Below are 13,582 nucleotides of genomic sequence, written 5' to 3'. Positions count from 1 at the left end.
TTTCGAAAATTTAAGTAGCAGGCGGACCCGGTGGGATTCGAACCCACGACCCCCGGGTTAGAAGCCCGGTGCTATATCCTGGCTAAGCCACGGGCCCGCTACATGAACTGAGATCGAACTTCAGGCCGCCTCTGGGGCCTTCTGGCCCAGGGACTGCTGAAGCTGCTCTTGGAGCTGAGTGAAACGCTTCTGAATCCGCTCCTCCTGCTTTGCGAGGGTCTTCAGCCGCAGGTCAAGGACCTCCTTCTTGTCCTTCAGCTCTTCGATAAGCTTGGCCCGATCGGCCTTGAAGAGGACATCGCCCACGCTCTTATAAATAACCGCTCCCTCTTCGCTCGCCTCCAGCTCTTTGACCGCGGACTCCGTCTCCCGGAGCACCATCTCTATCTGGCTTTTCTGGCCCAGCAGCGCCTGAGCCTGCTGCTGGAGCTGCTGGAGCTGTGCTATCTGGTTCTGTACCTGAGGTGGCAATTCGCCGCTCATACCAACACCATTTCCATTGCTATATCGACCAATCTGATCCACGTGTTCAGGGCGGCCCGCAGAGAGACCAGGTCCTCGCTCTCGATCTCGAGGCGTATGCCCTCCTGACAGGTCTCGAGCCGGACCTCGCTCCTTTGGACTGCGTCCTCCGCCTCGGGAGCGAGGGCTTTATAGACCCTGTCAGGGTCGTCCACCTTGAACGTGATATCTGTGCGTCCTCTCATATCTTCAGCCTAAGGACCAGATCTTCGCCGTCGACGAGATCGAGATACTCGTCTCCGACCCTGATCTCCCTTTGGGCAGCGCCCTCCGGCGACCAGTCGAGACCGAAGAACTCCGCCAGATCGCAGGCGTCTTTCCCGGTGCCCACCACGACGGGCCTCTTCTTCCCGAGCCTTCTCGGCCTCCCTTCGACGGAGACCGCAAAACGGAGGACCCTCTCCTCGCCACGGGACCTTCGCGCCAGGCCTGCAGGGTTCCCATCTCCTTCGACGACCACCATCCAGACCTCTCCATGGTCATTGAGGCCGGTCTTGCCCCGGGTCATGTACTCTGCGCCGAGAAAGTGCGCCAGAGTTCGCGCGAGCCTTCTCGTCCCGGGAGAAGGCCGTCTTGAGGTGGTAAACCGCATCAGACTGCTTTCATCCTCTTGACGGTGGTGGGCCTCTCCTTCATGAGGATCCGATGGCCGCAGTAGGGACACCTGATGCCGCTGTACTCATAGTCGACCTCCACGGTCTTCTTGCATCTGGTGCACCTGTAGGCCACCTTACTCAGCCTCCACAGCCCTCTTGACTGACCGGGCCACGGACTGACCGACGGAGGTCACGGGGATGTAGGTTCCTCCGGCGAAGGTGTGACCGCATTTGGCGCACCTCCAGATGCCGGTCCCCTCTCTACTCACCTTGGGTCGGCCGCAGACTGGACAGTCGTACCTCTTCTTGCTCCTCTCCTCGATATCTGCGACCAGCTTTCGGATCTTCCTTCCGTACCTAGGCCCAAACCTTCCGGCGGACCTGGTCTTCCTGCCCTTCTTGAACTTCTTGACCATGATCTATACTTCCAGAAACTTCTCCCGGATCTCCTTAGCCCTCTCACATGCTATATCAACGATGCGGTAGATGTGATCCTGACTTATGAATCCGGGGCCGCTCTTCTGCATTCCGCAGACCGACCCGTCGGCGGTCGTTATAACCGTCAGCTTCGTGTCCGCCACCGACTCCTCGTCGGTATCGGGATCGAAGATTATGGCGTCCCCGAACTCGACGGCCGTGGTGGCCACGGGAACGTCCTTCACCGGCAGAGGGTAGTCCTCGCCGAGGCCGTACTGAGCTGCCGGAACCTTCGCCGTCATCAGTGCCGCGATCGCACCCAAACTCGAGGCGTCCATGAGGTTTCCGCAGTCGTCGAGGACGTGAACGTCTATAAAGATTATCCAGACCTTCTCCCCGGGCGTGATGCAGAGGGACTCGAGGTCGATCGCCCCCGACTCCCGAACGCCCCGATCGACGAGCCGGGCCAGCTCGATCCCCACCTCGTTGGGGGGCCCGGGCTCGAAGTTGGGGGAGGCGAGGGGGACGAGCTCGGCGTTGGTGATTATGACACCCTTGTTGGGGGTATCCGAGAAGGGATCCCCCGGCTGAATCTTCACCCCCACCATCACCTGGGTCTTCCCGAGCTTCACCAGGGCGCTGCCTTCGGCCTTCCTTATCGATCCCGTCTCAAGAACGATATCTCGATACTCGTCGAAGGCCCTGCCGTCGGCCCGCTCGCCCTTCAGAACCAGATGATAGAGGTAGTCCTTCCTGATCTCCGCCATCACCACGTCACTCATAAATCTCCACCTCAGCCTCGTCGCAGCTCTCCTGCTCTTCAATGGAGCTGTACCGATCGACCAGAGCCGTCCTCTGGACCTCGTATATCTGCTGACATCCGGTCTTGGCCAGCTCCAGGGCCCGTTTGAGCTCCTCGGGGGCCAATCGCCCATCCATCTGGAGGAGGGTGAAATCACCGCCTGGGGTCATGGCGATCGGAACGTCCGCCTCGCCGAAGTTGTCCTCGAACTTCATGGGGTCGAGGACGATCTCGCCATCGACCTTGCCGGCGGCGCAGGACGATATCAGGCACTTCATCGGGATCCCGGCGTCCGCCAAAGCGACAGAGGCCGCGTTTATGCCGGCGGTCCTGGTGCCGGCGTCCGCCTGGAGAACCTCGACGAAGATGTCGACCACCGACTTTGGGAAGTAAGACGTCAGTATCACCGGCTCCAGGGCCTCTCTGCTGACCTTCGATACCTCGTAGCTCCGCCGGTCGGGACCGGGCCGCTTCCTATCCTCTACAGAGAAGGAGGCCATATTGTACCGGTACCGAACTATCGCCCGGGAGACCTCCTGAAGATGGCGGGGGTGGACCTCCCGCGGCCCGTAGACGGCCGCTATCACTTTGTTGTCGCCCATCTCCATATAGCACGAGCCGTCGGCTCTCGCCAGCACGCCCACCTCTATCTTGATGGGCCGAAGCTCATCGGGCCGCCTCCCATCGAGCCTGAATCCGTCTTTGAAAAATGATAACTTCTCATCCATGCCGATCAACTTCTGGCCTCTTTCTCCGCTCTCAGAAACTCAAGTATCCTGTCGGTGAGCCCCGTAGTATGAGCCTCTTTCTCTATGATGAGGATCGTCTTCAGGGCCAGGTCCATGTCATCGTCGCCGCCGTCGACCCAGATCCGGCCGTTCTGCCCGACGAAGAGGTTGCAGTTCAGCTCCTTCTTCAGCATGTTTATCATGGAGCCGCCCTTTCCGATCAGCCTGGGGACCCTGGTCGGGCTTATCTCCGCCACCCTTCCCCTCGTAAGGATGCCGAGCCTCCGGTCGTTCATAGTCAGCTCGACCTTCATGGTGGAGTCGACGTCCTTTACCCGGATCATCACCGAGCTGCCTATCCGCAGGTACTTGGCCATCTCGTTCATCTCTATCTTTCTCGGCAGCTCGGATATGTGGAGGAGGCCCTCGTAAGGCGAGTTTATGTCGACTATCCAGTTTGAAAAGACGATGTCTTGCACGGTGCCTATCACCGTATCTCCCGGAGAGGGGACGTACTTTCCGGCGAGAGGGATCACTCGCACCTTGTCCTTGTAACTGCTGACCATCCCGTAGAGGAGAGAGCGGACCTTCCCGTCCTTTACGTAAGTGCCCTCTCCCGCCTTCTTGGCCTCTTCGGAGAGGAGGTCCCCGGGCACAACCACGTTGCGGTCCATATGATCCATTCCAAAATCCTCGATCAAATCGTCATCGTTTCAATAGCTTCGTCTCGGCATCGCCTTTGGAGAGCCGGTTGACCAGACTGTAAAACTCGTTCTGGAGTCCGGCCGGAAGCCGGACCACGCCGATCCAAGAGCCGTCGTTCTGCCACTGCTCCCTCTTCAGCTTTGCGAAGGTGGAGATCTCGCCGTAGGCCTTGGGGGCGTACGCCGACGGTATCTTCACCGCCACGTCCACCTCTTCAAACCTTATCGGTATTATCGGCCTTATGGCCTTCATGGTGACGTTGACCATCTCTTCGACGGACTTTGTAGGATCGATGTTGACGCGGGCCTCCTCCATGGCGCGCTCTATCCTGATTGGAGGGTGGGGGGTCCCGGTCTGGGGATTGATGGCGTTCATCGCGATGAGGCTGACGACCTGTTTTCTCTTGTTCTCGATGATCCTCTTTCTCTGCTCTGCCGTGAGCTGGATCTCGCCCTTCGTGATGATCTTCGCGGCTATCGCCACGACGTCGGTGGTCTCGAATGCCCGGGTGAGATCCTCCTCGGAGCTTCGATCGCCGCGGCTTGCGTTCTCGAAGATGTCCTCCGCGGCCAGGATCTTCTCGACGTCCACTTCGTCACCCTGACGATAGGAAAGAGCGCCCTCGGGGTCCACCAGGACCTCGAAGACCGTCCCGTGGGTCTTGAGCCTGGCCGTCACCGCCTCTTCCAGGGTGACCATTCTCACGCCTCTCCTTCGTCCTCACCGCCGATCTGAGCCTTCATCTCCTCCACCCGGGCAGCCACGTCCTCCTCCTCCAGCTTGATGAAGAGCTTCTCGTCGAGCTTGATCACCCCGATCTCGGTGGTGGAGGCCTCAAACTTCCCCTCGGCAGCCTTGTAGAGGGCCTCCAGGCCCAGAAGTATCGCCTGATCGCAGTCCATATCTTCTCGGTACTTCTCCTCGAAGATCTCCATGACTGCGGCTCTGCCGGCCCCTATCCCGGTGGCCTTGTACTCCAAAAGGGCGCCCGAGGGATCCGTCTCAAAGAGCCTAACCCTGGTCTCGTCCGAGCCGACGATGAGAAGCGAAGTTCCAAAGGGCCTGACTCCTCCGTACTGGGTGTAGGTCTGCTTGAAATCGCAGATCCTCTTCGCCAGGACCTCGACCCCGATGCTCTCGTCGTAGACGAGCCGGTTTATCTGAGACTCGACCCGAGCCCTGTCTATCAGGACCCTCGCATCGGCGACGAGGCCCGAGGTGGCAGCGCCTATGTGCTGGTCGATCTGGAATATCTTCTCTATGGACTCTGGCTCCATCAGCCTGCTTGTGATCCTCTTGTCCACCAGGACCGCCACACCGTCGACTGCCTTTATGCCCACGGCGGTGGTGCCCCTCCTCACGGCCTCGCGGGCGTACTCCACCTGAAACAGCCGCCCATCGGGGCTAAATACCGTTATAGCCCTATCATAACCCATCTGAGGTGCCATCTGCATCAATATCCTCTCCGCACAAATCAAAAGACGTCAGTCCCACATATCGTGTGCCTGATCCTTCGGTTATATTCCGGTCTTCTGGACAGAGGTCGATCTCCCGACCAATAACGCGCGCCACATATCCAGAAACGGGACCCCAGTCGACTCTTCTCTTATTTTCGTCGGGCTGTAAGATCGATTGCGGTATATACTTTTCTGTCGCGGCTTTGATGGAGCCCGAAATCCCTCTGACCCTTATCGCTGCCCTCGTTCCGCCGACCGAGCTGACGGTGGCGAGGAGTGCCCTGCACTCCTCGGTCCGGAGGTGGGAGCAGCGGAGAAGGCCGAACCTCCCGTCAAAGGAGATCATACGAAGCCGGTTTTTGGCAGCACCCAGGTCTCCGAAGAGGGAGGTCTGAGCGGTCCTGATCTCTCCCATCAGGTCCCCCCTTCTGATCCGGTCCTCGGCCTCCAGCTCGAAGGCGATGTACCTTCTCCGATCCCGCAGGACCGGAAGCCAGCTTCTCAAAGGACCTCCACCCCCACCGAAGCCCACCTCCTCCGGTTGAGGTCGATGATCGATCCCGGGAGGGCGAGGGCCTCGACGGTCCTCTCTCTCTCCAGGCCCAGAAGGGCCGTCAGGGCCACCAGGTCCCGGGGGGAGCGCAGGTCCAGGTGAGATCTCGCGCCCGTCGATATCATCAGATTCAGATCGAACTTCCTGACCAGGTCGAGGTCCCTTTTCACCGCCTCCATCCACCGAATCCTGGATGTGCCCCGAAGCCGGATCATGGGGGAGAGGGCGAGGCATATAGCCACCTGGTTGTCCCTTGCGGCCTTGGCCGCCGCCACCCCGATCCCGGCCCTTCCCTGGTGAGGATGGGCGAGGAGGTCCACGTTCGGGTCTTCGCAGGCCGCCCGGTTGATCTTCTCGTCCCCTCCGTGAACCGCTATGAAGTCGGACCCCTCCCGGAGGGAGGCGGCCCGAGCGTGGAGGGCTCTCTGGCTTGTAGCCACGATCTCAGAGCCCATGACGACCTCGATCCCTCTTACGAGCTTTGCGGCGTCAAAGCCGAAGGGCCGGCCGGCGGCGGTGTGGTTGGTGATGACGATCCCCGAGTAGCCGAGCCTCTTGGCGGCGAGGGCCATCCTGCTGGGGGAGTCCGAGCCGTCGGGGAGGGCGTGGAGGTTGCACTCGTAGTAGTTCATAAAAGATCCCCGGCCACCTTGAGGGCCCTCTCCCGCCTCGCAGGATACGACTCCAGATGGGCACAGACCGAGATCGCGTCGCCGGAATCTGAGAGCCGGACCTCGCCCCGGCGGGCGGCCTGCTTGTCCAGGCGGAAGTGGAGGTTGCAATCGTCGTCCACCCGCAGCTCCACCTCCCGACGAAGACGCTTCATCTCGCCCTCCGGGAGGCCCTCCCTCAGGCGATCGAAGAACTTGAGCCCCTCCCTCTTCTTGAGGGTGGAGGTCAAGATCAGGATCTCGTTTCCGAAATGGCCGACGACACCGGTCTTGGATACCGACTCTGGCGGGACGAAGAGGGACAGGGCCTCTCTCACCTTCCCATCGTCCTCGGTGGAGGCGACGAAGGCTCGAAAGGTCACCCTGTGAATCAAATCACTTTCCTCTGCTCTCGTTGGCCCTTATGCTGGGACGGACCTTCTCGGCGCCGATCCCCTTCTTTCGCAGGCCTCTGCCGCGCTTTCCGGCGCTGGTCTTGCCCCGGTTCGCCCTGCCCACATGGCTCCCACCCCTGATCCAGGCGAGGTCGGAGTCGGAGGCTATGGCCGGATGGTTCGGATCGACGAGGATCACCTCATACCACTTCTGCCTTCCGTCCTCGCCCACCCAGTAGGAGTTCAGGACCTCCATGTTGGGGTGCTTTCGGCCCGCCCTCTCCTCGGCGATCCTCTGGAGGCTCTTCCCTGGGGTTATCTTGTGCATCCCCATGTGCTTGGTACGCCTCCCTCTCATGTACCTGGACTTTCTCCTGCCGCCGCGCCTGACCTTCACCCTGACCACGGTTATCCCCTGCTTGGCCTTGTAGCCGAGGGCGCGAGCCCGATCGAGCCTGGTGGGCCGATCGATCCTCTGGACTGAGCTCTCCCGCCGCCACTGGACGAGCCTTCCCTGCCGCAGCTCGCCGACGTAGCCGTCGCCGGGGGTCTTCCACGCGTCGCGGATGTATGCATAAAAGGACTTCAATCGTTTCACCTCGGTCCGGTTCGGCCACCTCTGGACCACATTCCGGACCGGTGCCCCTACCAGCTTATAGAAGATAAACCTTTTCCGCAGAGGACCCTGGATTTGGCTTTTGTATCTGCTCGAAGCCCCAGATCCGCCCCCTAATTGCAATTGTGCAAGTCTCAAGATCAGAGTGAGAGATCATGGTGAGGTTGCTTCCAGCCCGACAACTACATGCCCTTTGACCCCCCCGATGTAGAGCATGGTCCATGTCGAAGTTACAAACCAGGACGTAAGAGACCTCTCCGCCGAAGTCAAAAACCTGCCGGGGGCGATCTTCGGGGGGAGCGGCCCTCTCCTCCGCCCTTTCCTCCCAAAGCTCGAAGAGCTCCTCCCCCCCGAGAAGAGGGGCAGGGGCGATAACTACGTATCCTCCACCCTCAAGGCCCACGTGGAGGCCGTCGAGGCCGACGAGGAGCATATCAAAGTCGAGAGCGAAGGAAGGTCGGTCGAGATCACCCGAGCGGAGCTGGCGGTGATCCTAGAGGAGAAGTTTCCCACCTTCGAGCACCAGAACCTCAACCTTCCCGGCCTCCTCTTCCTCCAGTCCGGCCCGGTCCTCCAGGCCTGCACCCTCACCAGGCTCGCGAGAGACCACGGGGTGAGGGTGCCCGGGGGCAGGCGGACCCTCCAATACGTCTTCCATACCACCGTCGTCTCCGTCGGGGCCGACAGGGAGAAGGTCAGGATCGAGTTCGACCTCGGCCGTCTGCCACGATTGTCGGGTAGCTGCGAATGAACTATCAAGCCGGTCGAATGTCAGTTCCCTGAATATCTGCCAACTAAACTACCAGATGCCGGAGTTTCAAGAGGAGCTTCGGGTTCTGTCGGACCAAGACCTTCAGAAGCCCCTTCAGGTCCAGCTCGGCGACATCGACACCGTCCAGGGAGTGGATCAGCCGGTTGAGGTCGTCGTCGGTGAGGCCGACGAAGAACTCCTTGACCGCGAAGTTCCTGGTGATCTGCTTTCCGATCGTCTCCCGCCATCTCTTCTCGTAGACCTGGAGGGCGCTCTTGTCCAACTCTCCTCTGGGGACCAGGTCTGCCGCGATCTCCCCCGCCAAAACCCCTGCCCTCATGGCGTTGATGATCCCGCCGCCGGTGATGGGATCGGACTGCCTGGCGGCGTCCCCCACCAGGATTACGCCGTCGGCGGTCGTAGTCTCGATGGGCCCGGAGACGGGGACCCCTCCCACCATAATCTCCAATACCTTCCCCGCAGGGAAGTTCTCTTTAACAAACTCCCTCAATAGCCTCATCGGCGTTCCCGAATCGGCCTTCGATCCCAGGACACCGATCCCGACGTTGGCGAGATTTTCGCCCTTGGGGAAGGACCAGACGTAGCCGCCGGGGGCGATCTCGTTTCCGAGGAAAAACTCGCAGTACTCATCGTCGATCTTCTCATCCTGGAGGAGGAACTGGGCGCAGGTCTCGATATCCTTCGGCTTGAGGGCGGTATCGATCCCGGCCCAGCGGCCGACCTTCGACTCGACGCCGTCGGCGCCGATTACCAGGGGCGCCTCGATCTTGAGGCTCTCACCTACGAACGCGGCCGACACCCCTGCGGGGACACCCTCCTCTCGGAGGAGACCGAGAGCCCTCGTCTTGACCATCACCTTGGCTCCGGCCTCCGCCGCCTTCTGGGCCAGGGCCCGGTCGAAGACCTTCCTCTCTAGGACGTACCCCACCTCGGCCCCGGCTCTGTCCTCGGAGATCACGATCTCCGTCCCGTCGGGGGCGCGAATCCTCGCGCCCTTCACCTCGGCGGAGATCCAAGATGGGTCAGGCTCCACCAGCTTCTTGAGGCCGGTCTTGCTCACCCCTTCGGCGCATCTTACGGGGTCGCCGATCTCCTGCCTCTTCTCCAGCAGGACCACTTCCAGCCCGGCCTCGGCCGCGACCTTGGCGGTCATCGACCCGGCGGGCCCCGCCCCCACCACCACGAGATCGCAGTTCATGTCCGAGCCTCCTTCGCGAGCTTTAGGGCGCCCAGGGGACAGATCTTGGTGCACCTGCCGCAGCTGGTGCAGTCGTCGTTAACCTCGATCCAGGTCTCCACCAGCTCCAGGGCGGCGGCGGGGCAGACCCCCACGCAGGCCCCACAGTAGCCGCATTTGTATCTGTTGACCAAAAGCAATGGATCATCTCTCCACTTAAGCTTAATAGACCACCTTGAACCCGTCCATCTCCCGGCACTCGACCTCGGATATATCCATGCCGGAGACGAGGGCCGAGGCCGGTCCCGTCTTCATCTGGTTCAAAATCTCGCCCACCTTCTGCCGCTCTCCCTGGAGGAGGGCCTCGACCCCACCGCCGGGAAGGTTACGAACCCAGCCAGAGACCTCCAGCTCCTTCGCGTGGATCGTGGTGAAGTGTCTGTAGCCCACGCCCTGAACCCTGCCCGAGACCCTGACCCTGACGCAGATCATCGGGATCACCCCCGGATCCCGGAGAGGAGCTCCTCCAGAGCCTTCTTCTGATCTTCGGCCTTGATTATCCCCGAGGCGAGAAGGACGCCGACAGAACCCAGCTCCAGGGCCGCTTTCAGGTCCTCGCCCCGGCTGATCCCCGCACCACAGAGAACTCCCACCTCGGGCTCGATCTTCTTTACGGCCTCAACAGATCCGGAGATCACTTCCGGATCCGCTTTTGAGACGGGGATCCCGCTTCCTATCAGCTCGGGGGGCTCCACCGCCACATAGTCGGGCTTGAGGGCTGCGGCCGCCCCTGTGGTGGCTATGTTGTTGGTGCAGACGATCGTCGAAAGCCCCTCCGCCCTGCAGGCCGAAAGGCTCGCTTCTATCTCGGCGAGCTTCAGCCTCCTCTCTGAATGGTTTATGAGGGCCCCCCTGGCGCCAGCGGCCTTGATCGAGGCGGCGGTGATGGAGCCGGTATAGCCGCCAAAGCCGACGCCGTCGACGTGCTGAGCGTAGACAGGTATCGAGACGTTCTCCGAGATCAGGTGGATGTCTGCGGTCTGGGGGACCACCACCATCTCCACGTCGTACTGGTCTTTCGCCTCCTCACAGATCCGAGATAGCTCCAGGGCAGCCTTGCCCGTCGCCTCCGCATAGGTCTTGAAGTTGAGCACTACCTTTATCATCATCATCACCTGTTGCCGAGATTCCGCGATGTAGATATTCGGGTAGCAGGCCACCCGAATATATTTCATCGAAGGTATATTTTTTGACTGGAGCCGCCATGGCCCTCAAGGACGAGCTGAACACGGCTCAGAAGCGGCGTCCGGGTCAATTTGACCGATCTCAACGCGGCACCGCCGATATACCTCGCCGTTCAGACCTTCGGGTCCGAGTTCCCCTCTTATGAGATAAAATCGTGATGGTGCCAACTCGGCGGGCCGAAGCCAGCAACGAAAAAGAGAGCACCAGGTCTGATGACGTACGAGGCCTTCTGTTAAAAGGGCTCTTCAGATCATTACGCTGGTCTTGAGGATATACTTTATCAAATCTTCAGAGAGCTTCGTCTCTCTTTTTACCAGAGTTACGATCTCATCTATTTTGCGTCCCTCTGACATCAGTTTGGATAATCTATCTATGATGCTCTCGTCGATCTCATAGTACTCGTCTATGTCCTTTCTGTGACCCCAGACGTCCCCTCTCAGAAGCTCGACCCCCTGGATCTCCAGGAACTGCCGGGCAGCCTTGGACATGGTCCGATAGTAGGAAGGCGGGGTCTGGACGGCCCGGACCCGAGGACATCTCTGAATCAGCGTCATCACGTCCATATTAGACGGCCTGAAGGCCAGGTGGATCATCTGCTCGTTGGAGTTCAGCTCCGGGATCTCCCCTTTCGAGCTCACTACCCTCAATCTCATGATGTATAGAATGATCTTAAAATATTTATACATAGTGGTTATGCTCCAGATCGGATGTTCGGCCGATCGGAACGAAAACGTATTTTAGAAAATAGTTACGTAAAACCAAAAGTCAGAGAAATTATCTCGTCTGTTCTCGGGGAGACTTTCGACGGGCCGCGGCTTTGGGGAGCTCCAAGATAATAAAAAAGAGAGCACCGGGGACCTATCTCCCCGCCGGGAGATGTCAAATACAAAAAGCCAGCTTCGATCAGCGCTCCTCTATGGGCCTCGATGCGACCTGAAGGAGGAGATTGCCCTCGCGCAGCTGGCAAGGCAGCCTGCGGCCATCCTCTGGCTCGGCCACGACCCGAGGCCGCAGTCGGGCCCAGCGTACCTGACCCGGTCGCCGAAGAGACTGTACGCCTCGGCGAGCCTCCTCTCCATCAGCTCTGCAGACTCGGCTGCTTGAACCTCTCTTTCCAGCCTCTCGGGCTCTCGCCAGAGGTTCGTCTCAAGGCGGTCGTTGAGCCTCGCCACCAGGGCGTTTATGTCGGTTCTCGCGATCCCGGCCCTGATGTAGGCGTCGTTCTCCTCCAGCACCTTCCGGTCGACGATCTTCAGATAGTCGGGGTTTGCTGCCGACTCGACCCCGATGACGTTGATCCCGGGAATGCCCGAGCAGAGCTCCGCCGTCAGGGGAGAGTGAAGGTGGACCTCGCAGTCGATCCCCCGGCAGGGGCGGGCCGATATCTCCAGGGCCCTGGAGATATCGGCCTCCTCGAAGATGACGTTCGGGCTGATCCCCAAGGAGGGCTCGTCGATGGACGCTACGGAGAGATCGAAGTGGCGGCCCTTCTTCGCCATTTCAAGAAACCGCGCGACGCTTTTCGCGAGGTTTTCCAGGATGTCGACGTATCCGGTCGAGCCGAAGCGGGCGAGGTAGAGCTCGACCGGGCCGGTGACGCAGACCCTGGCCAAAAGCCTCCCGCCCCGTCGTTCCATCTCCTCTCCCAGCCTCTCCAGCGCCTCCAGCTCCAGGATCCGGGCGTCTTCCGCACGCACGACGTAGGGGCTCTCGGAACGAGCGGGGTCCTCGATTCTGTCCATGAACATCCTGATCATGTCCCGAAACTGGGGGTAGGTGGGCCGCTCGACCCCGGCCTCGATCTTCTGGGCCAGGGCGTCCTTTACCACCGCGAGGTACGAATCACCCGAGGGGAGCTTATCCCGGCTCATCCCCGCCGGGAGGGGGTAGCTTCCGATGTCGTCGAAGATGATCTTTGGTTCCTCGTCCGTCATCTCGATTCACCTCCTCCCTATCTGCTGAAGAGCTTTGAAAGCTGGGCCTTGAAGGCCTGGTAGTCTCCGGCCACCAGGTCGAACTCCTCGTCCATCTCGTCGAGGCGGGCCAGCCCCGCGGGGACCGGAGGCTCCAGGCCCACCGCCCGGACCACCTCCTCGGGGAACTTGGCGGGATCGGCGGTCTCCAGGGAGACGGAGGGGCTCCAGTCCTCCACCTCCTTCAGGTACCGAGAAAGGCCCGCCCAGCCGACGGCGCCGTGGGGCTCCAGGAGGGTGTCGTATCTGTTATAAGCATCGGAGATCGTCCGTCTCGTCTGGTCGTCGGTGATGCTGACCGCGAAGATCTCCCGCCTCATCGCCTCCATCTCGGGGGCCCGGACGACCCTGCCGGTCTCGTCCATCTCTCCCCCGTAGAGCCAGAAGACCCGGGCCAGGTTGGAGGGGTGGCCGACGTTCATGGCGTTGGAGATGCACTTGACCGAGGGGCGGATGGGCCGATAGTCGCCGGTCTCCATGAACTTTGGAAACTCGTCGTTCTCGTTTGTGGCGATGACGAACCTATGCACCGGAAGGCCCATCCTCATGGCGACGAGCCCCGCCATGACGTTTCCGAAGTTGCCACAGGGAACGGAGAAGACGATCTTTCGGTCGGGGGCCGCGGTCCTCGACCAGGCGTAGAAGTAGTAGATCGACTGGGGAATCAATCGGCCGACGTTGATGGAGTTTGCGGACGATAAGTTGAGGTCTGCGAAGTCGGGGTCGACGAAGGCCTGCTTCACCATCACCTGGCAGTCGTCGAACTTGCCGTCGACGGCCATCACGTGGACGTTCTTTCCCAGGGTGGTCATCTGCTTTCTCTGCCTTCCGGTCACCTCCTTCTCCGGGAAGAGGACGACGACCTGGATGTTATCAAGGTCGTAGAAGGCGTGGGCGACGGCGCTTCCGGTGTCCCCGGAGGTCGCGGTGAGGATCACCATCGAGCGGCCCTCCTGCTTGAGGAAGTACTGCAT

The 13,582-nt window shown here is 60.6% G+C and carries 22 protein-coding genes and 1 tRNA gene; 1 reads left to right on the top strand and 22 read right to left on the bottom strand.

Annotation, left to right across the window (positions count from 1 at the left end; genetic code table 11):
* Nucleotides 1-22: 22 nt before the first annotated feature.
* From ACP5EL_RS06465 to ACP5EL_RS06395, 15 genes are all read right to left on the bottom strand, one after another.
* A tRNA-Arg gene (locus ACP5EL_RS06465) sits at nt 23-97 on the bottom strand.
* A gap of 23 nt (nt 98-120) precedes the next feature.
* Nucleotides 121-483, bottom strand: coding sequence for a prefoldin subunit beta (locus tag ACP5EL_RS06460; RefSeq protein WP_428401687.1), 363 nt, complete (start codon nt 481-483; stop codon nt 121-123).
* Nucleotides 480-707, bottom strand: a complete 228-nt coding sequence (locus ACP5EL_RS06455; RefSeq protein ID WP_428401686.1) for a KEOPS complex subunit Pcc1 — start codon at nt 705-707, stop codon at nt 480-482. Before ACP5EL_RS06455 ends, ACP5EL_RS06460 begins: the two co-directional genes overlap by 4 nt.
* On the bottom strand, nt 704-1,114 hold the full coding sequence (locus ACP5EL_RS06450; protein WP_428401685.1) for a hypothetical protein: 411 nt from the start codon (nt 1,112-1,114) through the stop codon (nt 704-706). The genes ACP5EL_RS06455 and ACP5EL_RS06450 overlap by 4 nt, the downstream gene beginning before the upstream one ends.
* The gene (locus tag ACP5EL_RS06445) at nt 1,114-1,251 is read right to left on the bottom strand and encodes a DNA-directed RNA polymerase subunit P (RefSeq protein WP_014587687.1); all 138 of its coding nucleotides are present in this window, start codon (nt 1,249-1,251) and stop codon (nt 1,114-1,116) included. Before ACP5EL_RS06445 ends, ACP5EL_RS06450 begins: the two co-directional genes overlap by 1 nt.
* A 1-nt stretch (nt 1,252) precedes the next feature.
* Entirely contained in the window at nt 1,253-1,534 is a 282-nt protein-coding gene (locus ACP5EL_RS06440) for a 50S ribosomal protein L37ae (protein WP_428401684.1), read from the bottom strand.
* A gap of 3 nt (nt 1,535-1,537) precedes the next feature.
* Nucleotides 1,538-2,317, bottom strand: a complete 780-nt coding sequence (gene rrp42, locus ACP5EL_RS06435; RefSeq protein ID WP_428401683.1) for an exosome complex protein Rrp42 — start codon at nt 2,315-2,317, stop codon at nt 1,538-1,540.
* Nucleotides 2,310-3,065: an exosome complex exonuclease Rrp41 gene (gene rrp41, locus ACP5EL_RS06430; RefSeq protein ID WP_428401682.1), complete on the bottom strand. Its 756-nt coding sequence runs from the start codon at nt 3,063-3,065 to the stop codon at nt 2,310-2,312. Before rrp41 ends, rrp42 begins: the two co-directional genes overlap by 8 nt.
* 5 nt (nt 3,066-3,070) lie before the next feature.
* The gene (gene rrp4 / locus ACP5EL_RS06425; protein ID WP_428401680.1) at nt 3,071-3,739 is read right to left on the bottom strand and encodes an exosome complex RNA-binding protein Rrp4; all 669 of its coding nucleotides are present in this window, start codon (nt 3,737-3,739) and stop codon (nt 3,071-3,073) included.
* Between the two features lie 31 nt (nt 3,740-3,770).
* Entirely contained in the window at nt 3,771-4,469 is a 699-nt protein-coding gene (locus tag ACP5EL_RS06420) for a ribosome assembly factor SBDS (RefSeq protein ID WP_428401689.1), read from the bottom strand.
* Between the two features lie 2 nt (nt 4,470-4,471).
* Nucleotides 4,472-5,224 (bottom strand): archaeal proteasome endopeptidase complex subunit alpha, encoded by a 753-nt coding sequence (psmA, locus tag ACP5EL_RS06415; protein ID WP_428401678.1) that lies wholly within the window; start codon nt 5,222-5,224, stop codon nt 4,472-4,474.
* Complete coding sequence (locus ACP5EL_RS06410) at nt 5,196-5,732, bottom strand: Rpp14/Pop5 family protein (RefSeq protein WP_428401676.1); 537 nt, start codon at nt 5,730-5,732, stop codon at nt 5,196-5,198. Before ACP5EL_RS06410 ends, psmA begins: the two co-directional genes overlap by 29 nt.
* On the bottom strand, nt 5,729-6,412 hold the full coding sequence (locus ACP5EL_RS06405; protein ID WP_428401674.1) for an RNase P subunit p30 family protein: 684 nt from the start codon (nt 6,410-6,412) through the stop codon (nt 5,729-5,731). The genes ACP5EL_RS06410 and ACP5EL_RS06405 overlap by 4 nt, the downstream gene beginning before the upstream one ends.
* A complete protein-coding gene (locus ACP5EL_RS06400; protein ID WP_428401673.1) occupies nt 6,409-6,825 on the bottom strand; it encodes an RNA-binding domain-containing protein in 417 nt (138 codons plus the stop codon). Before ACP5EL_RS06400 ends, ACP5EL_RS06405 begins: the two co-directional genes overlap by 4 nt.
* Nucleotide 6,826: 1 nt before the next feature.
* Nucleotides 6,827-7,414, bottom strand: coding sequence for a 50S ribosomal protein L15e (locus ACP5EL_RS06395; RefSeq protein WP_428401672.1), 588 nt, complete (start codon nt 7,412-7,414; stop codon nt 6,827-6,829).
* Between the two features lie 241 nt (nt 7,415-7,655).
* Here ACP5EL_RS06395 and ACP5EL_RS06390 point away from each other — a divergent pair, with 241 nt between their 5' ends.
* On the top strand, nt 7,656-8,192 hold the full coding sequence (locus ACP5EL_RS06390; RefSeq protein ID WP_428401671.1) for a hypothetical protein: 537 nt from the start codon (nt 7,656-7,658) through the stop codon (nt 8,190-8,192).
* A 43-nt stretch (nt 8,193-8,235) separates the two neighbouring features.
* Here ACP5EL_RS06390 and ACP5EL_RS06385 read toward each other — a convergent pair whose 3' ends face one another.
* The 7 genes from ACP5EL_RS06385 to thrC form a co-directional block, all read right to left on the bottom strand.
* On the bottom strand, nt 8,236-9,411 hold the full coding sequence (locus ACP5EL_RS06385; RefSeq protein ID WP_428401669.1) for an NAD(P)/FAD-dependent oxidoreductase: 1,176 nt from the start codon (nt 9,409-9,411) through the stop codon (nt 8,236-8,238).
* Nucleotides 9,408-9,590: a 4Fe-4S binding protein gene (locus ACP5EL_RS06380; protein ID WP_428401668.1), complete on the bottom strand. Its 183-nt coding sequence runs from the start codon at nt 9,588-9,590 to the stop codon at nt 9,408-9,410. Before ACP5EL_RS06380 ends, ACP5EL_RS06385 begins: the two co-directional genes overlap by 4 nt.
* Before the next feature lie 22 nt (nt 9,591-9,612).
* Nucleotides 9,613-9,882 (bottom strand): acylphosphatase, encoded by a 270-nt coding sequence (locus ACP5EL_RS06375; RefSeq protein ID WP_428401667.1) that lies wholly within the window; start codon nt 9,880-9,882, stop codon nt 9,613-9,615.
* 5 nt (nt 9,883-9,887) lie between these two features.
* Nucleotides 9,888-10,562, bottom strand: coding sequence for a triose-phosphate isomerase (tpiA, locus tag ACP5EL_RS06370; RefSeq protein WP_428401665.1), 675 nt, complete (start codon nt 10,560-10,562; stop codon nt 9,888-9,890).
* Between the two features lie 318 nt (nt 10,563-10,880).
* Nucleotides 10,881-11,288: a DUF1699 family protein gene (locus ACP5EL_RS06365; protein WP_428401664.1), complete on the bottom strand. Its 408-nt coding sequence runs from the start codon at nt 11,286-11,288 to the stop codon at nt 10,881-10,883.
* Nucleotides 11,289-11,549: 261 nt separating this feature from the next.
* Complete coding sequence (locus tag ACP5EL_RS06360; protein WP_428401662.1) at nt 11,550-12,569, bottom strand: methionine synthase; 1,020 nt, start codon at nt 12,567-12,569, stop codon at nt 11,550-11,552.
* A 17-nt stretch (nt 12,570-12,586) separates the two neighbouring features.
* The coding region (thrC, locus tag ACP5EL_RS06355; protein ID WP_428401661.1) for a threonine synthase at nt 12,587-13,582 on the bottom strand (996 nt) is incomplete at its 5' end.

This window comes from Methanocrinis sp. (assembly GCF_049974945.1).
Lineage (GTDB): Archaea > Halobacteriota > Methanosarcinia > Methanotrichales > Methanotrichaceae > Methanocrinis.
Note: the sequence above shows the minus strand (reverse complement) of the source record. Positions and strands in the feature narration are given on the sequence as shown.